The sequence below is a fragment of the Agrobacterium sp. LR_9 genome, assembly GCF_041954855.1.
GTDB lineage: Bacteria > Pseudomonadota > Alphaproteobacteria > Rhizobiales > Rhizobiaceae > Agrobacterium > Agrobacterium leguminum.
Window position 1 is genome coordinate 37,214 of sequence record NZ_JAVAYA010000018.1, and the last position, 21,105, is coordinate 58,318.

Sequence of the window (21,105 nt, forward strand, 5' to 3'; positions counted from 1 at the left end):
ACCTATGAGTGCAAGCCGGAAAAACCGCAAAATGACCCGATTGAACACGACCGGTGCAAATGGCTGCAAGGTGCGGCAAATTTGTCCCGCCATGGCCATCACATCCCCGTCATGGAAAGAGGTTAGCCGGTGTTCATCGTGGCGCTTGGCGGCGGGCATGAAGGCGGCTAAATATTATCATGCGATTTTCATCCGCCGATTTCCCCGGCTGATATTGCTGCTTTACCATGGCCTCGCTAACCGAAAGGAAAAAGAATGCGGATTGTGATGATCGGTTCGGGTTATGTCGGCCTCGTGTCCGGCGCGTGTTTTGCAGATTTCGGCCATGACGTGGTCTGCGTCGACAAGATGCCGGAGAAGATCGAGGCCCTGAAAAACGGCCATATTCCGATCTTCGAACCGGGTCTGGAGACCATTGTCGCCAACAATGCAAAGGCCGGGCGGTTGAGCTTCACCACCGATCTTTCCGCAGCCGTCGCCAATGCCGATGTCGTCTTCATCGCGGTCGGCACGCCCTCGCGGCGCGGCGATGGCCATGCCGATCTTGGTTATGTCTATGCGGCGGCGAAAGAGATCGCCCATGCGCTTGACGGTTTCACGGTCATCGTCACCAAATCCACCGTTCCCGTCGGTACCGGCGACGAGGTAGAGCGTATCATCCACGAGGAAAACCCCTCGGCAGATTTTGCCGTGGTTTCCAATCCGGAATTCCTGCGCGAAGGTGCGGCCATCGAGGATTTCAAGCGGCCGGACCGCATCGTCGTTGGCCTTTCGGACGAGCGCGCCCGCCCCGTCATGACCGAAGTTTACCGCCCGCTTTACCTCAACCAGTCGCCGCTGCTCTTCACCACAAGGCGCGCTTCCGAACTCATCAAATATGCCGCCAACGCCTTTCTGGCGATGAAGATCACCTTCATCAACGAGATGGCTGATCTCTGCGAAAAGGTCGGCGCCAATGTGCAGGATGTCTCGCGCGGCATCGGTCTCGATGGCCGTATCGGCCCGAAATTCCTGCACGCCGGCCCCGGTTATGGCGGCTCCTGTTTCCCGAAGGACACGCTGGCGCTTGCCAAGACCGCGCAGGATTATGATGCGCCGGTGCGGTTGATCGAGACCACCATCGCCATCAACGACAATCGCAAGCGCGCCATGGGCCGCAAGGTCATCAATGCGGTGGGCGGCGATGTGCGCGGCAAGAAGATCGCCGTGCTTGGCCTTACCTTCAAGCCGAATACCGACGACATGCGCGATAGCCCGGCAATCGCCATCATCCAGACCCTGCAGGACGGCGGTGCGAAAGTGGTCGGTTACGATCCGGAAGGCATGGCGAATGCCCGCCACCTGATGGAAGACATCGACTATGCAGCCGGCCCCTACGAGGCGGCGGAAGATGCCGACGCCGTGGTGATCGTGACGGAATGGAACCAGTTCCGCGCGCTCGACCTTCCGCGCCTGAAGGCGATCATGAAACATCCGGTGCTGGTGGATCTGCGCAATATCTACCGCACGGATGAGGTCGCCGCGCATGGTTTCATCTATGCCGCCGTCGGTCGCCCGCATGAAGGCGGTTCCGACAAGGGCGCATAGAGGTTTCGTTTTCGCCATTTCATCAAAAAGGTTTTCTGCGCTTCGGTCAGACCGCAAACGCACCAACGAATTCGGGATATAATCATCATGCGTTATCTGATTACCGGCACGGCTGGCTTCATCGGCTTTTATGTTGCCAAGCGACTGTTGGACGCCGGCCATTTCGTGACCGGTTTCGACGGCATGACGAAATATTACGATGTCAACCTCAAGGAAAAACGCCACGCCATTCTTTCCCGCTCCAACGGCTTCCGTGCCGAAATCGGCATGCTGGAAGATACGGATGCGCTGAAGCGCGCGGCAGAGGCCGCCGAGCCTGAGATCATCATCCACCTCGCGGCACAGGCAGGCGTTCGTTACAGCATTGAAAATCCGCGCGCCTATATCGATTCCAACCTCATCGGCTCGTTCAACATGCTGGAGCTCGCCAGAAGCCTTGAGGTCAAGCACCTGATGCTGGCATCGACCTCCTCCATCTACGGCGCCAACGAGAAAATCCCCTTCGCTGAGAGCGACAAGGCCGACGAGCCTATGACGCTTTACGCCGCCACCAAAAAATCGATGGAGCTGATGGCGCACAGCTATGCCCATCTGCACAAGCTGCCCACCACCGCCTTCCGTTTCTTCACGGTCTACGGCCCGTGGGGGCGGCCGGACATGGCGCCGATCAAATTCGTCGACGCCGTTTCCAACGGCCGGCCGATCGATATTTACGGGCAAGGCAATATGAGCCGCGATTTCACCTATATCGACGATCTGGTGGAGGGCATCGTCCGGTTGAGCGCGGTCATCCCGTCCGAGGAAAACCGTGTTACGCAGGAAGGCGTCACCGACACGCTGTCGCACCACGCACCCTTCCGCGTGGTCAATATCGGCGGCGGCCAGCCGGTGGAGCTGATGCATTTCGTCGAAACGGTCGAAAAGGCGGTCGGGAAACCCGCGATCCGCAATATGCTGCCGATGCAGCAGGGCGATGTTCCCCGCACCTTCGCCTCTCCCGATCTTCTGAGGGCATTGACCGGTTACGTGCCGCAAACCCAGGTCGAAGAGGGCATCAAGGCCCTCGTCGCCTGGTATCGCGAGATGCACCCGGCCGAATTACGGGAATAACCTCACAGCGTCGCCAGCAGGCGATTGGAGATGGTGCCGCCGGAAGCGCTCTGCATGGTGATCTTGGTTTCCACGGCCTCGATGATCGTGTCGCTGAAATCCATCTCCGTGAGATCGCGGATATTGGAAAGGCCACCCGGGGAAAACACGTTCACTTCCAGTATCTTGTCGCCAACGATATCGAGCCCGACGAGGAACATGCCGTCCTCCACCAGCTTCGGCCGCACCATTTCGGCAAGCGCCACGATCTCATCCGTCACCTTCACGGCTTCCGCCGTGCCATGGGCATGGATATTGGAGCGCAGGTCGCCCTTGGCGGGCACGCGGCGAAGGGCGGCATATTTGCCTTCACGCATCAGCGGCCGGCCATTCATCATGAAGAAGCGGATGTCGCCATCCTTGGCGGCCGGCAGATAGGCTTGCGCGATCAGATATCCCTCAAGGCTCACCGCCTCGAAAATCTGGTTGAGATTGGTCTCTTTGCTGGAGCCGATCTTGAAGACGTTCTTGCCGCCCGAGCCCTGCAGCGGCTTGACGATGACGCCCTTGGGGTGCGCGTCGGCAAAGGCGCGGATTTCCTCGACATTGCGCGAAATGATCGTGGTCGGGCGGACGATTTCGGGAAAACTCTGAAAATAGAGCTTGTTCTGCGCGAGCGCCAGACCTTCGGGATCGTTCAGCACGACGACGCCCCGCTGTTCGGCCAGGCGGCCGAACAGGATACCGGCATGCACCGCCCATGGCCGTGTCGTCTGGTCGAGCGAGGGGTCGTTGCGCAGCATCAGCGCATCGATTTCCTCCACATCCATGGTTCGCCGCTCCAGCGCCTTGTCCTGAAGTGTGGAATGGAACGTCTCGCCTTTCTTGATTTTGCCCTTCGGCAGCACGGTGGCGTGAATGGTCAGGCTGTCGTCCGAGCGTAATGTGAAATCGCCGGGCGTCAGATAGACCACCTCGTGGCCGCGATTGAGCGCCGCCATGGCAAGCAGCCCGGTCGCGTAGTTCGGTCCCTCTGTTTCGATGGAATTGACGAAAAATGCGATACGCATGAAGCCCCTCCTATAATGTCGCCAGTTCGGCAATGGATAATCCCGCCCGTATTTTTTCCAGCCGTTCATTGGCCTTGGCGGGCAGCAGAAATGCGGGCCTGACGCCCGGCGGCCGCAACAGGCCGCGCAGGGCAAGCTCCTGCATCACCGGAAAATGGGCGGCGGCGATCTTGCCCATCCAGAACGGATCGAGCGCCCCGCCCCTGCGCAGATGGTCCAGCACCTCCGCCAGCCCGCGCAGATAGATCGCATCCTTGGAAAGACCGCCGCCGCGATAGATGCGCAGCACCATGTTGAAGGCCCCGGCCTCATCGAAACCGTGATCGCGGGTCATGGTACGGAAGGTCTCCACGAAGCTCGCCCCATCCAGCATGGCGGCGCAGCCGATAACGCGGCCGGCGATCAGCCGCAGGCGCTCACGCGTCATGCCGCCGGCCAGATGTTCCGCCAGCACCGCCAGCCCTTCCTGCACGCCCTCATAACCGGAAAGGCCGGTGCGGAAGAGACGCAGCCCCTGAAACGAGCCGTTGAAATAGGTGAGAAGATGCACGCCGATCTCATGCGACAGCAGTGCCTCGACACGGCGCTGTTCCATGACAGTGTGGCGGGAAATCAAAAGCTTCTCACCCGTCACCATCAGGCCCGGCGGCAGGTCGTCGCGGATTTCAACGCGCGCCTTGAATTCCGGGGCTTCCGCAAGATAGGTCTCGACCATCTCCCGCGACTTCTTGGCGACCGCGTAACAATCGACCATGGCGATTTCGCTGCTTTCCTCCCGGCGCGGGCAATCCGCAAGCACCCGCAGCGCCAGCTGAAGGAGAGCCGGTTCGACAGCGCCATAAAGGGCGCGCGAAAAATCGGTGAAGGTGCGATGGTGCAGATTGGCGAGCATCGTCAGCTGCAGATCGATCTCCTGCTGTTTCTCCCGGTAGAGATTATAAAGCACCGGGTCTTCCAGATGATCGAACACGACGGAATAAAGCTTGCGTTTCTGCTCCTCGACATCGACGCCGAGCGGCCGGTAGAGCAGGCGCGGCGCGAACTGAAAGCCGCCATCACGAAACTCCTCGAAGGCCCGGCGAGCGTTGATGGGCGTGACGGAAAGCAGAAAATCGAAGGATGAAACAATATCGTCAATGGACCGGTCGGCACGCCTGACGGCATCGACGAAAGCCTTGCGCCCCAGCGCCCGATGGCTGGTAACCTTGAGCGCGTCCTTGCCCGAAGCGAAGGATGAAAAAGCCTGCAGACCGGCATCGAAAAGATCGGCGATCATCGTCACCCGCAGGCCCGGATAATCCGCACCGGATTCCGGCTGGCGGTAGATCGGCGCAAAACGCACGCTGATACAGGGAAAATCAAGGCCCGCTTTTTTGAACCGCAGAACCGGATCGGCATCCGGTTCCGGCCGGGTGATGCGCGGCGTGCGAAAACGCACTTCGGCATCGCAAACCGCCTTGATGAAGACCCGGCGGGCATTCTGCGTTTCTGGCTCAGCCGTCGCCGAGACGGAAACCTCATAATGCGGCAGGAAAGGCGAATCGTCGGCCAGCAGAATGTCATGCTCCAGCTCACCGATATCGAGGACGATGAATGCGCCGAAGCGCTGCCGCATGACCGTGCCAACGGCCTCGATCAGCGGCGCTGCCTCCTGAATGGTCGACGCGATCAGATAGGAGGCGTGGGCGGTGGCGATATCGCGGGCGGCGAGATTTTTCGTGCCACCGGTCAAATGCAGGCAGAGGAACGGCAGCGGCCGGTCGATATGCAGACGACCGTCTTTGCCGACATCGCGGCGGATGGCCTTGCCGGCCTCGAGGCAGGACACGACATCATCGACCAGATCGGCGATGGGAGACGGTGCGCTGCGGGCGGGAGAGAGGTTCATCGCCGCGACCTCAGGCACTCTTCGAGCACCGGCTGGAGTGCTGTTATCGCTTGGCGAATATCCGCCACCACACGCGCATCCGGCTTTCCCGTCCACTCGTCCATGAAGAATTTCTTGAACTCGATTGCGATGGCGCAGCCATTTTCGGCGAACCTTTCGTGGATGAAACGGGTCTGCTCCCCCTTGCCCTGGAACGCAACGTTCTCGCGAACATCGAGGCGGCGTCCGCCGATGGTCGCTGACGCGAAGTGGTGCCCGACCGCGCTCACGATATCGCCCCAGCGGCTGCGATCCATGGAAAAGGTGCCGATATTGATATCGGGCGCCTCCGCCTGCGCCGTCGGCGGCGCAGCGGCGCCCTGCCGGCGATGATTATAGCTGTGTACATCCAGCACGACGAAGGCGCCGTGCCGCCTTTCGATTGCAGAGAGCACTGTCTCCAGCATCGCATAATAGTCGGCGTGAAAATCGAGCGATTGCCGGATAGCTTTCTGCGCCGGCTCCTCTTTCCAGACCTCAAGCCCCCAGGATTGTTCCGGCTTCAGATAGATCGCCTGATCGGCCGCACGGTTGAGATCGATTTCGAAACGCGAATGGTGAACGACGAGACGGTTCGTCAGTCCCGCGATCATCTCACCGGTGAAAGGGTCTTCCTCCCGCAGCCGCTGTTCCGGGGAAAGGGCGATGAGCCCGGATATGTCCGGTCTAATGCGATGACCGTCGTGAATGGCCGTGCCTATAACCGGTGAGTTGCCGAAATCGATCGACCAGAAACCCTTGTTGTCGTTGTCACCGCGGTATTCGTCGTCGCTCTGTCTGGCTGCCATGCTGCCTCCCCTGCATAGGGGATAAAACAGCGGGACATGCCCGTTTGTTCCGGTAAAAAATTGCGCGCGATACATTCGGCACCAGCAACGAGGCCGCCGAAAAAACTGCGGAACCTTACCGGAAAGCTCACGTTGTTCCAGCAGGAGGGGCCGCCGTGTCAAACGGACGCGATGGCGCTGAAGAACATCGGGATTTTTCCGTTTTCTCCCGGTGGCCAACGAAATGGCAGCCGAGCTTCTTACCCATCCGGCACCCCTCCGTTCCCGCTTTCCACGCACAAGGAGCCGCGACATGGAAAAGACCGAAACACGCAAACTTGCGGAAGAATATTTGCGTCTCGGCGGCACGCGTCAGGTGATGATCGACGACAACAAGACCTTCGTGCGCCAATGGCAGCACGAACCAGCGGAAGCCGAACGGTTCTGGCAAACGCATATCGAAAATCTCGACGCGGAGCGGCTCAAGGACGTGGAATTTTTCCTGCCCTCCATGAATTCAGACAAGGGCAAGTGAACCCAGAAGGAGACAGACATGACTGCAATCAACGCTGCAAAAATCCTCATTCTCGCAACGGACGGCTATGAGCGTTCCGAATTGCGCGTGCCCTATGACCAGCTGAAGGCCAAAGGTGCAGACGTGAAGGTCGCCTCCATCAAGGAGGGCGAGATCAAGAGCTGGGACAAGAAAGACTGGGGTGACAGCATCGCCGTCGATCTATCCGCCAAGGCCGTAAAAACCGAAGATTTTGACGCGCTGGTTCTACCCGGCGGCCAGATCAATCCGGACGTTCTGCGCCATGACGAGGATGCGATGCGGGTGGTGCGTGATTTCATCAAATCCGGCAAAGTGGTGGCCGCCATCTGCCACGCACCCTGGCTGCTTGTAGAAGCCGACGCCCTGCGTGGCCGCGACGCCACCTCCTATTGGTCGATCAAGACCGACCTCAAGAACGCCGGCGCCAACTGGAAGGATGAAAAGGTGGTGACCGACAAGGGGATCATTACCTCCCGCAGCCCTGACGATCTCGATGCCTTCGTCGCCAAGATCGTGGAAGAGGTCGAGGAAGGCCGCCACGAACGCCGCGCCGCTTAAGACACGTATCATATTCGTGCCGCCGGTTTCCCGGCGGCACTTCTATTTGGGAGGAAGACATGAAAAGCAGATTGCTGGCAAGCGGCGCGGAGCGCACCTTCATCCTCGTCATCGATCCAGAGGAAGAAGCCTTCGAGGCCATCAGGCGCTTTGCGAGGGCCGAGAATATCAACGCCGCCTCGGTGAGCGCGATCGGCGCCTTCGCCACGGCAACACTCGCCTTTTTCGATCTTTCGACACAGGACTATAAGGAAATACCGGTCACCGATCAGAGCGAGGTCCTGAGCCTGCTTGGCGATATCACCCTTGACGAGAATGACACGCCCAATCCGCACCTGCATGTGGTTCTGGGCTTTGCCGATGGCTCCACCAGGGGCGGCCATTTTCTAAAAGGGGTGGTGCGGCCTACGCTGGAAGTCGTCATCCGCGAAACACCTGCGGAATTGCGGCGCAGCTATCGCCCGGAATTCGGCATCGCTCTCATCGATCCCGCGAAATAAACCCACGGAACCGGAAAAACGCCATTGCGTTATCGCTGTGGACAGGGGGCGGCATGGTGACAGCGATCAATCGAAGAGATGCGGACGATGACGAGGTCGGGCAATTTCTGATCGGCCTCGCGCGCGGCACGGCGGGTGCATTGCTGTTTGCCCTGCCCATGCTGATGACTATGGAAATGTGGTTTCTCGGTCTTTACGTCGATTCCTGGCGGCTTCTACTGCTCTGCATTCTCAACCTGCCGCTGCTGCTTCTTCTCGCCCGCCGCATCGGCTTCGAGAATATTCACTCCTGGAACCAGGCGCTGCGCGATGCGATAACGGCCTATGGGCTGGGCATTGCTGTCAGCGCCGCCGTGCTGCTGCTGTTCGGCATTCTGAACGACCAGATCACCGCCTCCAACATCGTCGCCAAGATTGCGCTGCAATCCGTTCCAGCCAGCATCGGCGCACTGCTTGGGCGCAGCCAGCTCGGTCAGCATTCCGACGCGGAGGATGAAGAGGAGGGCGAATATTCCGGCGAGACGGGTTATCTGCACGAACTGTTCATGATGGTGGTCGGCGCGCTTTTCCTCAGCCTCAATGTTGCGCCGACGGAAGAAATGATCCTGATCGCCTATAAGGTGACGCCCTATCACATTCTGGCGCTCTGCCTGCTGTCGGTCGCCATCATGCATGGCTTTGTCTACGCGCTTCACTTCAAGGGCTCGCACCAGCTGCACGAAGGGCAGAAGTGGTGGCAATCCTTCATCCGCTTCACCCTGCCCGGCTACGTCATCGCCATCGCCATCAGCATCTATACGCTCTGGACCTTCGAGCGCCTCGACCACACATCGCTGTCGCAGATCATGAATGCCGCCGTCATTCTCGGCGTTCCCGCCTCGATCGGCGCGGCCTCTGCCCGACTGATCCTGTGAGGACAAGATGACGATATCCAAGGGCCGCAAACATACGGAAAGCCCCGAGCCCCATTGGATAGAATGGCTGACGGGCGCCATCTGCACGCTCCTTGTCGCCGCCATGCTGGGCTGGATCGGCTATGACATCTATCGCTACAGGCCGGAGGATGCCCGCTTCGAAATCGCCGTTACTGGCGTGGAGGCGCAGGCCGGGCAATACCGGGTGCGGTTCGATATCCGCAACCCGTCCATGACGACGGCGGCGCAGGTGCAGGTGCGCGGCGACCTGCAGCAAAACGGCGCAACGCTGGAGAGCGCCGATGTGACGTTCGATTACGTCGCCTCGGAGTCTCGCGATACCGGCACGCTTTTCTTCCGCAACGATCCCCGCAGCGCAACGCTCACCATCAATGTCGCCGGCTATACCGAGCCGTGACACTTTCAGGATGATTTCATGCCGACATCGGAACTGACGAAAGAACGCGACCTCAGGGATTCAAAGCCTGTGTGGGCGGATACACCGCGCATTGGCGTCCGCAGCAGCCACACGCCGGAGGCGGACCATTACGACACGATCGTCGTCGGCGCCGGTATCAGTGGCGCGCTGGTGTCCCACGCCCTGCAGCGGACAGGTCAATCCATGTTGATCGTCGACCGGCGCGAACCGGTCATGGGCAGCAGCGTCGCCAGCACCGCGATGATCCAGCACGAAATCGACACGCCGCTGACGCAGCTTCGAAAGATGATCGGCAGGCACGCGGCTGACAGGGCATGGCAGCGTTCCGCCCGCGCCGTCCTGCGGCTGGAGGAAATCGTTTCTTCGCTCGACATCTCCTGCAGCATGAGGCGCAAACAGGCCCTTTATCTGGCTGGAGACGAAATGGGATCGCGCGCATTGAAGGCTGAAGCAGAAGCCCGCAAAGAAGCGGGCATCGAGGCCCGCCTCCTCACCGCCGCGGAACTGAGAGAGCAATACGGCTTGCACCGGACCGGGGCCATCCTCAGCGATATTTCGGCCTCCGCCAATCCCGCACAGCTGACGGCCGGCCTGCTGCGCCACACGGCGGGCGCCGGCGCCGAAATCGTCTCCCAGCTTGAGATCACCGATCTCAGGAACCTCGGCGACGAGGTTGTCCTTGCCACCGCCGGCGGCAAAATCCTTTCAGCGCGCAATGTCGTTTTCTGCACCGGCTATGAATTCCTGAAAGTGCTGGAGAGCCCGAAACACCAGATCATTTCGACCTGGGCGCTGGCGAGCCGAAAGGGGCTCGACCTACCCGACTGGCTGGAGAACCATATCATCTGGGAGGCCTCCGATCCCTATCTCTACCTGCGCACCGACCGGGAGGGGCGGATGATCGCCGGAGGCGAGGACGAGGAAAACCCCACCGCATACCAGTCGGAGCGCAAGCTCGCCGCCAAGGCGGAGACGATCCGCCGCAAGATCGAAAAGCTTCTCGGCATCGACATGGGAAAGCCGGAATATCGCTGGGCGGCGGCCTTCGGCACGACCACCACCGGCCTGCCGCTGATTGGCGCGGTGCCCGGAATGAACAACGTCTATGCCGTGATGGGTTTCGGCGGCAACGGCATCACCTTCAGCCAGATCGCCGCTGAAATCGTGGCCGCCGCCATCAATGGCGGCAAGGATCCCGACGCCGATCTTTTCCGCTTCGGCTGATGTCGTTCATTCCTCCTTGATGCCCGCCGCCACCTGTAAGCGGCGCAGCGTCCACAGGACGACAATGCCCATTCCCGAAGCGAGAAGAGCAAGCGGCCACATGCCAAGGCCGGCCGAGAGGCCAATTGCCGCCGAAAGCCACATGCTGGCGCCAGTCGTCAGGCCTTTGACATCGCCTCTCGTATAAACGACCACACCCGCCGCGAGAAAGGCGATGCCCGCCGTCACGGCCTCCACCAGCCGGATAGGATCGAGCCGCGCGGCCTCATGGCCTTCCGCCATCGTCTCCATCATGTGAATGGTGATAACGCAGAAGGTGACGGCGGCAAGGCCGATCAGCATGTTGGTGCGCAGGCCGGCGGTGTTCTTGTGAAACTCACGTTCCAGACCGATCAGGCCGCACAGGATGACTGCGCCGAACACACGCACCAGCAGCACCTCGAAGGGGATGGAAATATTCATGGAAAATTCTTCTGCAAGGCTCTGGGGCACTGTCGCGTCTCCTCCCGAAATTTCTTCACACTAAGTTCGCAAAGGCGTGTTGGTTCCGCGCGGCAATATAAACGTTGCGCGCAACCGAGCCGGAACCATGGGCGCAGCAAAGGGTTTGTCTCCCGTGCGCACAGGCGCACGGCATGCATTTTCACACATGGGAGAAGGAACAATGGCCGAGAAGAAACTCGACGACCTGTTTTACGATACGCTGAAGGATATCTACTACGCCGAAAGGCAGATCCTGAAAGCCCTGCCGAAAATGGCGCGGGCGGCGACCGATCCGAAGCTGAAACAGGCTTTTGAAAAACATAAGGAAGAAACCCAGGGGCACGTCGAGCGCCTGCAGGAGGTGTTCGAGATCATCGGTAAGCGGGCGCAGGGCAAGACCTGCGAAGCCATTCAGGGCATCATCGCCGAGGGCGAGGAAATCATGGAGGACTTCAAGGGCACGCCCGCCCTCGACGCTGGCCTGGTTTCCTCGGCGCAGGCGGTCGAGCACTATGAGATCGCCCGTTATGGCACGCTGAAGGCATGGGCGGAAAAGCTGGGCCACACGAAAGCAGTTTCACTGCTGGATGCCACGCTCAAGGAAGAAGCGAAAACCGATGATACGCTGACCGCGCTCGCCAAAACTTCGGTCAACGCCGCCGCCGAGAAAAAAGCGGCTTGATACCCCTCTTGGCAACAAAAACCGGAATGGTCGCCCATTCCGGTTTTTTTGTATCTTGAAACCTGCAGAGATTACGGCAGGGTATAGGCGATCACATAGTCGCCCGGTTTGGTTCCGACGGAGCCGTGGCCACCCGCAACCATCACCACATATTGCTTGCCGCCATCCAGCGCATAGGTCATCGGCGTTGCCTGACCGCCGGCCGGCAGGCGCGCTTCCCAAAGCTGCCTGCCGGTGGTCAGATCATAGGCGCGCAGGTAGTTGTCGACGGCAGCACCGAGGAAGGCGACGCCGCCCTTGGTGATCATCGGCCCGCCAATGCCCGGCACACCCACCTTGAAGGGCAGCGGCAGCGGCGTCATGTCATGGACCGTGCCGTTCTTGTGTTTGTAAGCGATATCGCCGGTGCGCAGATCAGCACCCGCGACATAACCCCATGGCGGGGCCTGGCAGGGAATCTGCAACGGACCGAGGAACGGACCCATGAACACGCCATAGGGTGCGCCGTCATTGCGGTTGAGGCCCTGTTCGCTTCCCTTTTCGTCCTGACCCTTCGGCGGAATGTCGGCGCGCGGCACGAGCTGCGAGGTGAAGGCGAGATAGGTCGGCATGCCGAACATGACCTGACGCTCGGGATCGACCGCCACGCTGCCCCAATTGAAGGTGCCGAAATTGCCGGGATAGATGATCGAGCCGGTCAGCGAAGGCGGCGTGTAGCGACCCTTGTAGTTCAGCTGATGGAAGCGGATGCGGCAGGCGAGCTGGTCGAACATGGAGACGCCCCACATGTCCTTTTCCTGCAATGGCTCCGGCTTGAAGGACAGGGCCGTCGTCGGCTGCGTCGGAGAGGTGAAGTCCTCCGGTATGGCGCCGCCCGGCGCGGGTTCTTCGGTGATCGGCAGAAGCGGCTCGCCGGTGCGCCTGTCGAGAACGTAGATATCGCCCTGCTTGGTGGGGCCGACGAGAGCCGGCACGGTCTGGCCGTCCTTGGTGATGTCAAGCAGCACCGGCTGGGCCGGCACGTCCATGTCCCAGAGATCGTGATGAACCGTCTGGCGCACCCAGCGATCCTTGCCGGTGTTTATATCCAGCGCAACGATGGAGGAGGAATATTTCTCCACATTCTCGCTGCGGCCCATGCCGAGCTGATCCGGCACCTGATTGCCGAGCGGGATATAAACGAGGCCGAGGCCTTCATCGTAACTGAAGACCGACCAGCTGTTGGGCGAATTGGTGGTGTAGGTTTCACCCGCCGCAATCGGTTCGGTTTTCGCCGGGTTGCCGGAATCCCAGTTCCAGACGAGCGCGCCGCTGTTCACATCGAAAGCGCGGATGACGCCGGATTGTTCCTGCGTGGAATAGTTGTCGTTCACCGCGCCGCCGATGATGATCTTGCCCGCCACGATGACGGGCGGCGAGGTCGAATAATAATAACCGGCGGGATTGTATTTCATGCCCTGCTCAAGATGCAGCACACCTTGATCGGCAAAGGACGTGCAGACCTGACCGGTGGCGGCGTCAAGCGCGATCAGCCGCGCATCCGAGGTCGGCAGGTAGACGCGCTCGGCGCAGGCCGTGCCCTGCGTGGCATTCGGCTCGGCATAATAGGAAACGCCGCGGCATGTCTGGTGCTGGCGATCCGGATTGAGACCGATATTGGGGTCGTATTTCCACTTTTCCTTGCCGGTGGCGGCATCGATGGCGATCGCCCAATTATGCGGCGTGCAGATATAAAGCGTGTTCCCGATCTTCAGCGGCGTCACCTGATAGGTGGTTTCCCCCACATCATCAGGCAGCTTCACATCGCCCGTCTGGTAACGCCAGGCTTCCTTGAGCTGCGAGACATTGTCGACATTGACCTGGGTGAGCGGCGAATAACGCTGGCCATAGGGCGTGCGGCCATATTGATGCCAGTCACCGTCAGGCACATTGCCGCCATAGGCGGGCGTGGCAGAGGCCGTTTCCTGAGGCAGGGAACCGGCCGTATCGTGCGGATCCTGTGCCATGGAATATCCGGCCACGACGATGGAGGCGAGGACGGACAGCGCAAGCGGCCAGGCATTCGGCCCGTAGCTAAGCCCGGTCGGGCTCGAAAAACCGAGCGGCTTTCTGACCCATGGGACCAGAAGCCAGAGGCCGATGAGAATAATGATGCCGCCGCGCGGACCAAGCTGCCACCAGTCGAAGCCGACTTCCCATATGGCCCAGGCGAGCGTCGCGACAATGAAGACGGCATAGACGTGAAGGGCTGCGCGATTGCGCTTGAACAGCAGAACGGCCGTCAGCAGAAAAGCCAGTCCGGAAAGCACGTAATAGAAGCTCCCGCCCAGCATGACGAGCTGAGAGCCGAAACCGAACAGCGCAAGACCGATCAGCGTGAGAACAACTGCAGTGACGGTGACTGCCATGAATGAAACCCCCGATTCCTGTCACTTCGCGTGAAATGAAATCGGGCGCGATCTGGTTCCATGAAAATCATCATCGGCGCGAAAAAACTTCACGCCATGGTGGTCACGGGTTCTGCGGCGCGCCGGTCGAATCCTGCGGCGCGGGATTTGTCTCTGTCGATGACGGCGGCTGGGGGCGGCCATTCGCCGGATTGTTGTCGAAGCTTCCGGAACCCGACGGCTGCTGCGGCACGGGCGCAGTCTCGGTCTGCGGGTTCTGCGGCAGGTTCTCGTCGGGTTCGAAAACCGAATATTCGACAACGGCCCAAACCACCAATGCAAGAAGCACGCTGACGATCAGAATGACAAGCACGGGACGTCCGCGCGATCCTTGCCGCGCGCGCGTTGCCGTTTCGCTTTTCGGCGCATCCCGACCGTCGAGATAGCTGGTATTTTCTCTGGCCATGTCTCTCACTCCCTGTAACCCTGTTGATCTAATCATTGGGGTCAGGGTTTTGTTCCAGACGCGGAAAAGGATTAGTTTCAACCCCATTCCAGCGGCCTGCGTATCGAAGCGCCAGCGCAGCGTCGGATATGCGAAGATTATTTCGCGGTCCAGCCGCCATCGATCGAGATGGTGGTGCCGGTGATGGAGCGGGCCATGTCCCCCGCGAGATAAAGCGCCATTTCCGCCACTTCTTCCGGTTGCACGAACCGTCTGGTTGGCTGCGGCGCAAGCATCACCTTCTTCACCACATCCTCCTCGCTCATGCCATGCACGCGCGCCTGATCGGCCACCTGGGCGGCGACGAGCGGCGTCCAGACATAACCGGGGCAGATGGCGTTGCAGGTGATGCCAAGTTCGGCCACTTCCAGCGCCACGCTTTTCGTCAGCCCCACCACCGCATGTTTGGTCGCGACATAAGGCCCCTTGAAGGGCGAGGCGCGCAGGCCATGCGCGGAAGCGATGTTGACGATGCGGCCCCAGCCCCTTTCCTTCATGCCCGGCAGGGCCGCATGGATGGTGTGAAACGCGCTGTCGAGCGAGATGGCGACGATGCGGGAGAAATCGGCGAAATCGAACTCATCGATCGGCGCGACCTTCTGAATGCCGGCATTGTTGACGAGGACGTCGATATGACCGAGTTCGGCGATGACGGTCTCCGGCAGATGCGCGCTTTCATCATAATTGGCGAGGTTGGCGGCAAAATAGACCGGCCTGTGCCGCGCCACCTTCGCGACCGCCTCCAGCGCCTGCGTCGCCTCCTCCGCCGTCTCTATGCCATGCACCCCGACCAGATACCCCGCCTCGGCGAATCGCTTGGCGATGGCAAGCCCGATGCCGCTGGTGGAACCCGTGACAAGCACGGTTTTCGGTTGATCCTCCATCGGCCTAGTCCTTCAGCTGCGGCAGGTTGCGGAAAAGTTCAAGCGCTTCGGGATTGGCGAGCGCATCGGCATTCTTCACCGGCCGGCCATGAATGGTGTCGCGCACCGCGATTTCGGAAATCTTGCCGGAACGGGTGCGGGGAATGGCGCTGACGGCAATGATCCTTGCCGGCACATGCCGCGGCGTGGCGCCTGAACGGATGCGGCTGCGGATAGTCTTTTCCAGCTCTTCCGTCAGCGCTGCGCCGCCCTTCATGCGCAGGAAGAGGATGACCCGCTGGTCGCCGTCGATATCCTGCCCGACGGCAATGGCCTCTTCGACTTCGGGCACGGTTTCCACCTGGCGGTAGATTTCCGCAGTCCCGATGCGCACCCCGCCGGGATTGAGCGTCGTATCCGAACGCCCATGGATGACATAGCCGCCAGAGAGGCGCATTTCGGCGAAATCGCCATGCGCCCAGATGCCCGGAAACCGGTCGAAATAGGCGGCCTGATAGCGCGAACCATCCTCATCGCCCCAGAACTTCACCGGCAGGGACAGATGCGCATTGCGGCAGACGAGTTCGCCGGCGACGCCTCGAACGGAACGGCCCTCATCGTCCAGGATGTCGATATCCATGCCCAGCATCGCACCCTGCAATTCACCGCGATGCACCGGCTGCAAAGGGTTGCCGCCAAGGAAACAGGCGCAGATATCCGTGCCGCCGGAGATCGAGGCGAGGTGCACCTCAGCCTTCCAGTCGCGATAGATATAATCGAAGGATTGCGGGATGAGCGGCGAGCCGGTGGAAAGAATGGTCCGCAGCGATGAAAGATCGTGGCTTTCACGCGGCTTCAGCCCGGCCTTCAGGCAGGCGTCGATAAACTTCGCCGACGTGCCGAAAGTGGCGATCCGTTCGGCGTCGATGAGGTCGATTAGCCGCGCAGGGTTGGGATAACCGGGATTGCCGTCATAGGTGACGAGCGTAGCGCCGAGCGCCAGACCGGAGACCTGCCAGTTCCACATCATCCAGCCGCAGGTGGTGAAATAGAAGAAGCGCTCCCCTTCCTGAATATCGCATTGCAGCTTCAGCTCCTTCATGTGCTGAAGAAGCAAACCGCCGCCGGAATGGGTGATGCATTTCGGCTTGCCGGTGGTGCCGGACGAATAAAGGATCGCCAGCGGCGCCTTGACGGGCAGACGGTTGAACGCAATCTCACCCGCCGCATAAGGCGCGACGAAATCCGTAAGCGTCACGCAGCCGAGATCGGCAAGGTTTTCGGGCACGGCATCGCCGATCAGCACGATCTTTTCAGGAGCCGCACTTTCCGCCACCGCCCGAATGGTCGGGCCGACATCGATGCGCTTGCCGGCATAACCATATTCCGGCACGGCGATGAGGATTTTCGGACCGATCTGCGACAGGCGGTCGGAGGCGCCCGCCGGCCCGAAATCCGGCGAGCAGGACGACCAGATCGCGCCGATGGCGCTCGCGGCCAGATAACTCACGATCGCCTCAATATCATGGGTGACGATGGCCCCGACGCGGTCGCCTTCGCTCACACCCGCATCAGCAAGCGCCTGCACCATGCGGGACACCTCGTCGTAAAGCTCTCTGCGGCTAATTTCACGCCGTGTGCCATCGTCGCGATGGGCGATGATGGCCAGCCGCGCGTCGGCATCGCGCAGCAGGTTTTCAGCATAATTGAGCCTTGCGCCCGGATAGAACTCGGCCTGCCGTATGGTCTTGCCGGGCTTGAATGCCGTATCGCCGCGCGTGCCGATAATGCCGAGTTCGTCCCACAGTTCATTGTAGAATTCATCCGGCGCGTTGATGGACCAGCGCAGCAGGCCGGCATAGTCATCGGCGGCCTGCCCGTGCAGCTTTGCAGTTTTCTCTGCGAAGGAAAAAAGCGCCGAGCGCGCCAGCCTTTCCCTCGGCGGCACCCACAAAATATCGGATGGCGCGGCGTCCGTCATGCTTCGCTCCCGCGCAGCATTTCGACGATGGCGGAGAAATCACGTCCGCCGCTCCCCTCATCGACGAAGTTCTCGTAAAGCGCGGCCGCCGCCGCACCGAGCGGGGTGGAAGCCCCGGCGCCATTTGCCGCCTCCTGCGAAAGCTTCAGATCCTTCAGCATCAGGGCCGCCGCAAATCCGGGCTGGTAATCCTTGTTGGCGGGCGATGTCGGCACCGGTCCCGGCACCGGGCAATAGGTGGTGAGCGACCAGCATTGCCCGGAAGAGGTGGAGGCGACGTCGAACAGCGCCTGATGCGAAAGCCCGAGTTTTTCGCCCAGAACAAAAGCTTCCGAAACGGCGATCATGGAAATGCCGAGGATCATGTTGTTGCAGATCTTGGCCGCCTGGCCGTTACCGCCCTTGCCGCAATGCACGATCTTTTTGCCCATCGCCTCCAGCACAGGCTTTGCCGCAGAGAAGGCCGCAGCCTCGCCGCCGCACATGAAGGTCAGGGTGCCGGCGGCAGCCCCGCCCGTGCCGCCCGATACGGGCGCATCGACCGAGGGGCAGCCGGCAGAAGCGGCCAGTTCATGCGCTTTTAGCGCGCTTTCCATATCCACCGTCGAGCAGTCGATGAGAAGCGTTCCGGCAGGGATTTTCCGAACCAGATCGCCATAGACGGAAACCACATGTTCGCCCTTCGGCAGCATGGTGATGATGACGTCAGCGGCTTCGATAGCCTCGGCAGAACCCGCAGCAACGGGAACACCGGCCTCTCTCGCCGCCGCGCGGCAGGCTTCGGAGAGATCGTGACCCCTGACGGCATATCCGGCCTTGACGAGATTGGCGGCCATGGGCAGGCCCATATGTCCCAGCCCGATAAAAGCGACGGTCTTCATCGGAGCGCTCCTTTCAGCGATTATCCGCAAGGATCATGTCGGCGGCCTTTTCGGCAATCATGATCGTCGGGGAATTGGTATTTCCGGATGTGATGCGCGGCATCACCGATGCGTCGGCGACGCGCAGCCCGGCGAGCCGGCGGAATTTCAGCCGCGCATCGACAACGCTTTCCATATCCGACCCCATGCGCAGCGTGCCGACGGGGTGGAAGATGGTGGTGCCGATATCGCCCGCCGCCTTGGCAAGATCATTGTCGTTTTCGAACGAGGGACCCGGCTTGTATTCCTGCGGCTTGAAGCGCGCGAAGGCCGGTTGGGCGACGATGCGGCGCGTCAGCCGCATGGCGTCGATGGCCACCTGGCGATCGCCTTCGGTGGAAAGATAGTTCGGGCGGATTTCCGGCTGCATGGCGAAATCCGGTCCTTTCACATGCACTGAGCCCCGGCTTTCCGGCCGCAGATTGCAGACACTTGCGGTAATGGCCGGAAAAGTGTGAACCGGATCGCCGAACTTGTCGAGCGAAACCGGCTGGACATGATACTCCAGATCGGCGGTTTCCTTCTCGGGTGAAGAACGGGTGAAAACACCGAGCTGGCTCGGCGCCATCGACATTGGCCCGGAGCGCGTCAGCGCATATTCGAGACCGATCCGCGCCTTGCCGAACAGGGTGGAGGCCCTTTCATTCAGCGTCAGGACACCGGAGACCTTGTAGACCATGCGCAGTTGCAGATGGTCCTGCAGGTTTTCACCCACGCCCTGAACCTCCGCCACCGTGTCGATACCGGCCGCCTGCAACACATCGCCACGGCCGACGCCGGAAAGCTCCAGAATATGCGGCGAGCCGATGGCACCGGCGGACAGCACCGTCTCACGCCGCGCCCGCATCTTTTTCAGGACGCCGTCATGGTGGAACTCCACCCCCGTAACATGGCCTTCTTCGATGAGGAGACGCTTGACATGGGCCTTGGTCAGAACCGTCAGGTTCTTGCGGCCAAGCGCCGGTTTCAGAAATGCCTTGGCCGTATTCCAGCGCCAGCCGGAGCGTTGGTTCACATCGAAATAACCGGCCCCCTCATTGTCGCCCCGGTTGAAATCGTCGGTTGCGGGAATGCCCGCTTCGCCCGCCGCCTTCTGGAAAGCATCCAGCACATCCCAGCGCACGCGCGCCTTTTCCACGCGCCACTCGCCGCCGGCGGAGTGCAGATCGCTTTTTCCCCGATAAAAGTCTTCCGATTTCAGGAAATAGGGCAGGATGTCGTTCCACCCCCAGCCCTCGCAGCCGAGTTGACGCCAGACGTCGTAGTCCCGCGCCTGGCCGCGCATATAGATCATGCCGTTGATGGAGGAGCAGCCGCCAAGCACCTTGCCACGCGGATAGATCAGCGAGCGGCCGTTCAGCCCCGGCTCTTCCGCCGTCTTGAAACACCAGTCGGTGCGCGGATTGTTGATGCAGTAGAGATAACCGACTGGAATATGGATCCAGTGGTAATTGTCGTTGCCGCCCGCTTCCAGCAGCAGCACGCGGTTGTTCGGATCTTTCGAAAGGCGGTTGGCGAGAACGCATCCGGCACTCCCCGCTCCGATGACGATATAGTCATATTCGCCCATGCTCTTCTCCACGCGCCGCCCTTGCCGCGTCGTCCCGGACGCGGAAGAGGCCTTTCCTGTGTTCTTAAAAACGTCTAGCTGCGGTGCTGAAAGCCGAGTTTTCTCCCGAGCCGCGACGCGTAAAATTCGCCGATCAGACCGCGCCGGAACACCAGAACGCAGGCCATGAACACGAGGCCGGTGATGATGGTGACCGGGAAATCGGACGTCGCGAGATAGTTCTGCAGGGTGACGACGAGACCCGCACCGAAGATCGGGCCAATCATGGTGCCGATACCGCCGAGCAGCGTCATCAGGATCACTTCGCCCGACATCTGCCAGGTGACGTCGGTGAGCGTCGCAAACTGGAAGACCAGCGCTTTGAGGCCACCCGCAAGGCCGGCCAGCGTCGCCGACATGACGAAAGCACCGAGCTTGTAGCGCTGGACGCTATAGCCCAGCGAAATGGCGCGCTGCTCGTTTTCGCGGATCGATTTCAGGATCATGCCGAAGGGCGAGTTGACGAAACGCCAGATGACCAGAAGTGCGAGCACAAAGGCGACAAGCACCGTATAATAGATATTGAGTGGCGCATTGAGGTCGAGAAGACCGAAGAGATGGCCGCGCGGCACGCCCTGCAAGCCATCCTCACCATGGGTGAAGGGCGCCTGAAGGCAGAAGAAATAAAACATCTGCGACAGCGCGAGCGTAATCATGGCGAAATAGATGCCCTGGCGGCGAATGGCGAAGAAGCCGATGACCAGACCGAGCAGCGCCGCACCCGCCATGCCGATGACAAGGCCGATCTCGGGCGTCACGCCCCATTCCTTCACCGAATAGGCGGTGAAATAGGCTGCACCGCCGAAAAACGCCGCATGGCCGAAGGACAGAAGGCCCGTGTAACCGATCAGGAGGTTGAAGGCGCAGGCAAACAGCGCAAAGCACAGCAGCTTCATCAGAAAGATCGGATAAACGAACATCGGTGCGGCGATGAGCACGGCAAGCCCTGCAAGAATAAGCACGGTCTTGATGGTGCCGGCAGTCGTCGAAACCTCGGTCTGCGGCATTGCTCCGGCGGTGGGGCTATGGGTGGCTTTGGACATA

General features: G+C 60.7%; 20 protein-coding genes. 9 read left to right on the top strand and 11 right to left on the bottom strand.

Translation table 11 applies throughout. The features are described 5' to 3' along the window. Positions 1 to 255 precede the first annotated feature (255 nt). Both RAC79_RS19085 and RAC79_RS19090 read left to right on the top strand, forming a co-directional pair. Entirely contained in the window at positions 256 to 1,587 is a 1,332-nt protein-coding gene (locus RAC79_RS19085) for a UDP-glucose/GDP-mannose dehydrogenase family protein (protein WP_142845689.1), read from the top strand. An 87-nt stretch (positions 1,588 to 1,674) separates the two neighbouring features. Beyond that, positions 1,675 to 2,697 (top strand): NAD-dependent epimerase, encoded by a 1,023-nt coding sequence (locus RAC79_RS19090; protein ID WP_142845690.1) that lies wholly within the window; start codon positions 1,675 to 1,677, stop codon positions 2,695 to 2,697. A gap of 2 nt (positions 2,698 to 2,699) precedes the next feature. Here the strand turns inward: RAC79_RS19090 and RAC79_RS19095 are convergent, their stop codons facing one another. Genes RAC79_RS19095 through RAC79_RS19105 form a run of 3 tightly spaced genes read right to left on the bottom strand, consistent with a single transcriptional unit; the run spans position 2,700 to position 6,461 of the window. Further along, positions 2,700 to 3,746, bottom strand: coding sequence for a glutathione synthase (locus tag RAC79_RS19095; protein WP_003522515.1), 1,047 nt, complete (start codon positions 3,744 to 3,746; stop codon positions 2,700 to 2,702). A gap of 10 nt (positions 3,747 to 3,756) precedes the next feature. Continuing rightward, a complete protein-coding gene (locus RAC79_RS19100; RefSeq protein ID WP_142845691.1) occupies positions 3,757 to 5,634 on the bottom strand; it encodes a flavohemoglobin expression-modulating QEGLA motif protein in 1,878 nt (625 codons plus the stop codon). Further along, on the bottom strand, positions 5,631 to 6,461 hold the full coding sequence (locus RAC79_RS19105; RefSeq protein WP_142845722.1) for an N-formylglutamate amidohydrolase: 831 nt from the start codon (positions 6,459 to 6,461) through the stop codon (positions 5,631 to 5,633). Before RAC79_RS19105 ends, RAC79_RS19100 begins: the two co-directional genes overlap by 4 nt. 292 nt (positions 6,462 to 6,753) lie before the next feature. Between RAC79_RS19105 and RAC79_RS19110 the strand changes: the two genes are divergently transcribed. Genes RAC79_RS19110 through RAC79_RS19135 form a run of 6 tightly spaced genes read left to right on the top strand, consistent with a single transcriptional unit; the run spans position 6,754 to position 10,631 of the window. Continuing rightward, on the top strand, positions 6,754 to 6,975 hold the full coding sequence (locus RAC79_RS19110) for a hypothetical protein (protein ID WP_020811542.1): 222 nt from the start codon (positions 6,754 to 6,756) through the stop codon (positions 6,973 to 6,975). An 18-nt stretch (positions 6,976 to 6,993) separates the two neighbouring features. Further along, on the top strand, positions 6,994 to 7,554 hold the full coding sequence (locus tag RAC79_RS19115) for a type 1 glutamine amidotransferase domain-containing protein (protein WP_142781042.1): 561 nt from the start codon (positions 6,994 to 6,996) through the stop codon (positions 7,552 to 7,554). A gap of 59 nt (positions 7,555 to 7,613) precedes the next feature. Further along, entirely contained in the window at positions 7,614 to 8,054 is a 441-nt protein-coding gene (locus RAC79_RS19120) for a PPC domain-containing DNA-binding protein (RefSeq protein WP_142845692.1), read from the top strand. A 53-nt stretch (positions 8,055 to 8,107) separates the two neighbouring features. Then, entirely contained in the window at positions 8,108 to 8,968 is an 861-nt protein-coding gene (locus tag RAC79_RS19125) for a TIGR02587 family membrane protein (protein ID WP_142845693.1), read from the top strand. A 7-nt stretch (positions 8,969 to 8,975) separates the two neighbouring features. After that, positions 8,976 to 9,386 carry a TIGR02588 family protein gene (locus RAC79_RS19130; protein WP_142845694.1) on the top strand — a complete coding sequence of 137 codons (411 nt, stop codon included), beginning with the start codon at positions 8,976 to 8,978 and terminating at the stop codon, positions 9,384 to 9,386. 18 nt (positions 9,387 to 9,404) lie between these two features. Next, positions 9,405 to 10,631 (top strand): FAD-binding oxidoreductase, encoded by a 1,227-nt coding sequence (locus RAC79_RS19135; protein ID WP_142845695.1) that lies wholly within the window; start codon positions 9,405 to 9,407, stop codon positions 10,629 to 10,631. A gap of 6 nt (positions 10,632 to 10,637) precedes the next feature. On the opposite strand, the gene RAC79_RS19140 is transcribed toward RAC79_RS19135, so the two are convergent. Beyond that, positions 10,638 to 11,123 (bottom strand): MgtC/SapB family protein, encoded by a 486-nt coding sequence (locus tag RAC79_RS19140; RefSeq protein WP_065657330.1) that lies wholly within the window; start codon positions 11,121 to 11,123, stop codon positions 10,638 to 10,640. Positions 11,124 to 11,295: 172 nt separating this feature from the next. Here RAC79_RS19140 and RAC79_RS19145 point away from each other — a divergent pair, with 172 nt between their 5' ends. Beyond that, complete coding sequence (locus tag RAC79_RS19145; protein ID WP_142845696.1) at positions 11,296 to 11,796, top strand: ferritin-like domain-containing protein; 501 nt, start codon at positions 11,296 to 11,298, stop codon at positions 11,794 to 11,796. A gap of 71 nt (positions 11,797 to 11,867) precedes the next feature. Here RAC79_RS19145 and RAC79_RS19150 read toward each other — a convergent pair whose 3' ends face one another. The 7 genes from RAC79_RS19150 to RAC79_RS19180 all read right to left on the bottom strand — a co-directional run bounded on the left by RAC79_RS19150 (position 11,868) and on the right by RAC79_RS19180 (position 21,104). Next, a complete protein-coding gene (locus RAC79_RS19150) occupies positions 11,868 to 14,204 on the bottom strand; it encodes a glucose/quinate/shikimate family membrane-bound PQQ-dependent dehydrogenase (protein WP_142845697.1) in 2,337 nt (778 codons plus the stop codon). A 103-nt stretch (positions 14,205 to 14,307) separates the two neighbouring features. Next, the gene (locus tag RAC79_RS19155; RefSeq protein ID WP_142845698.1) at positions 14,308 to 14,649 is read right to left on the bottom strand and encodes a hypothetical protein; all 342 of its coding nucleotides are present in this window, start codon (positions 14,647 to 14,649) and stop codon (positions 14,308 to 14,310) included. Between the two features lie 137 nt (positions 14,650 to 14,786). Next, complete coding sequence (locus RAC79_RS19160; RefSeq protein ID WP_078052642.1) at positions 14,787 to 15,572, bottom strand: 3-hydroxybutyrate dehydrogenase; 786 nt, start codon at positions 15,570 to 15,572, stop codon at positions 14,787 to 14,789. 4 nt (positions 15,573 to 15,576) lie between these two features. Further along, positions 15,577 to 17,532: an acetoacetate--CoA ligase gene (locus tag RAC79_RS19165; RefSeq protein ID WP_174040206.1), complete on the bottom strand. Its 1,956-nt coding sequence runs from the start codon at positions 17,530 to 17,532 to the stop codon at positions 15,577 to 15,579. Then, positions 17,529 to 18,413 carry a 3-hydroxyisobutyrate dehydrogenase gene (mmsB, locus tag RAC79_RS19170; RefSeq protein ID WP_065657336.1) on the bottom strand — a complete coding sequence of 295 codons (885 nt, stop codon included), beginning with the start codon at positions 18,411 to 18,413 and terminating at the stop codon, positions 17,529 to 17,531. The genes RAC79_RS19165 and mmsB overlap by 4 nt, the downstream gene beginning before the upstream one ends. Positions 18,414 to 18,426: 13 nt before the next feature. Further along, a complete protein-coding gene (locus RAC79_RS19175; protein ID WP_078052639.1) occupies positions 18,427 to 20,022 on the bottom strand; it encodes a GMC family oxidoreductase in 1,596 nt (531 codons plus the stop codon). A 74-nt stretch (positions 20,023 to 20,096) separates the two neighbouring features. Continuing rightward, positions 20,097 to 21,104: a branched-chain amino acid ABC transporter permease gene (locus RAC79_RS19180; protein WP_065657338.1), complete on the bottom strand. Its 1,008-nt coding sequence runs from the start codon at positions 21,102 to 21,104 to the stop codon at positions 20,097 to 20,099. Position 21,105 lies beyond the last annotated feature (1 nt).

Coding starts and splice junctions, on each gene's coding strand:
- RAC79_RS19165 (WP_174040206.1), bottom strand. CDS start 17,532: ATGACGGACGCCGCGCCATCCGATATTTTGTGGGTGCCGCCGAGGGAA.
- mmsB (WP_065657336.1), bottom strand. CDS start 18,413: ATGAAGACCGTCGCTTTTATCGGGCTGGGACATATGGGCCTGCCCATG.
- RAC79_RS19090 (WP_142845690.1), top strand. CDS start 1,675: ATGCGTTATCTGATTACCGGCACGGCTGGCTTCATCGGCTTTTATGTT.
- RAC79_RS19105 (WP_142845722.1), bottom strand. CDS start 6,461: ATGGCAGCCAGACAGAGCGACGACGAATACCGCGGTGACAACGACAAC.
- RAC79_RS19155 (WP_142845698.1), bottom strand. CDS start 14,649: ATGGCCAGAGAAAATACCAGCTATCTCGACGGTCGGGATGCGCCGAAA.
- RAC79_RS19130 (WP_142845694.1), top strand. CDS start 8,976: ATGACGATATCCAAGGGCCGCAAACATACGGAAAGCCCCGAGCCCCAT.
- RAC79_RS19115 (WP_142781042.1), top strand. CDS start 6,994: ATGACTGCAATCAACGCTGCAAAAATCCTCATTCTCGCAACGGACGGC.
- RAC79_RS19175 (WP_078052639.1), bottom strand. CDS start 20,022: ATGGGCGAATATGACTATATCGTCATCGGAGCGGGGAGTGCCGGATGC.
- RAC79_RS19145 (WP_142845696.1), top strand. CDS start 11,296: ATGGCCGAGAAGAAACTCGACGACCTGTTTTACGATACGCTGAAGGAT.
- RAC79_RS19085 (WP_142845689.1), top strand. CDS start 256: ATGCGGATTGTGATGATCGGTTCGGGTTATGTCGGCCTCGTGTCCGGC.
- RAC79_RS19120 (WP_142845692.1), top strand. CDS start 7,614: ATGAAAAGCAGATTGCTGGCAAGCGGCGCGGAGCGCACCTTCATCCTC.
- RAC79_RS19110 (WP_020811542.1), top strand. CDS start 6,754: ATGGAAAAGACCGAAACACGCAAACTTGCGGAAGAATATTTGCGTCTC.
- RAC79_RS19095 (WP_003522515.1), bottom strand. CDS start 3,746: ATGCGTATCGCATTTTTCGTCAATTCCATCGAAACAGAGGGACCGAAC.
- RAC79_RS19135 (WP_142845695.1), top strand. CDS start 9,405: ATGCCGACATCGGAACTGACGAAAGAACGCGACCTCAGGGATTCAAAG.
- RAC79_RS19160 (WP_078052642.1), bottom strand. CDS start 15,572: ATGGAGGATCAACCGAAAACCGTGCTTGTCACGGGTTCCACCAGCGGC.
- RAC79_RS19180 (WP_065657338.1), bottom strand. CDS start 21,104: ATGTCCAAAGCCACCCATAGCCCCACCGCCGGAGCAATGCCGCAGACC.
- RAC79_RS19100 (WP_142845691.1), bottom strand. CDS start 5,634: ATGAACCTCTCTCCCGCCCGCAGCGCACCGTCTCCCATCGCCGATCTG.
- RAC79_RS19125 (WP_142845693.1), top strand. CDS start 8,108: ATGGTGACAGCGATCAATCGAAGAGATGCGGACGATGACGAGGTCGGG.
- RAC79_RS19150 (WP_142845697.1), bottom strand. CDS start 14,204: ATGGCAGTCACCGTCACTGCAGTTGTTCTCACGCTGATCGGTCTTGCG.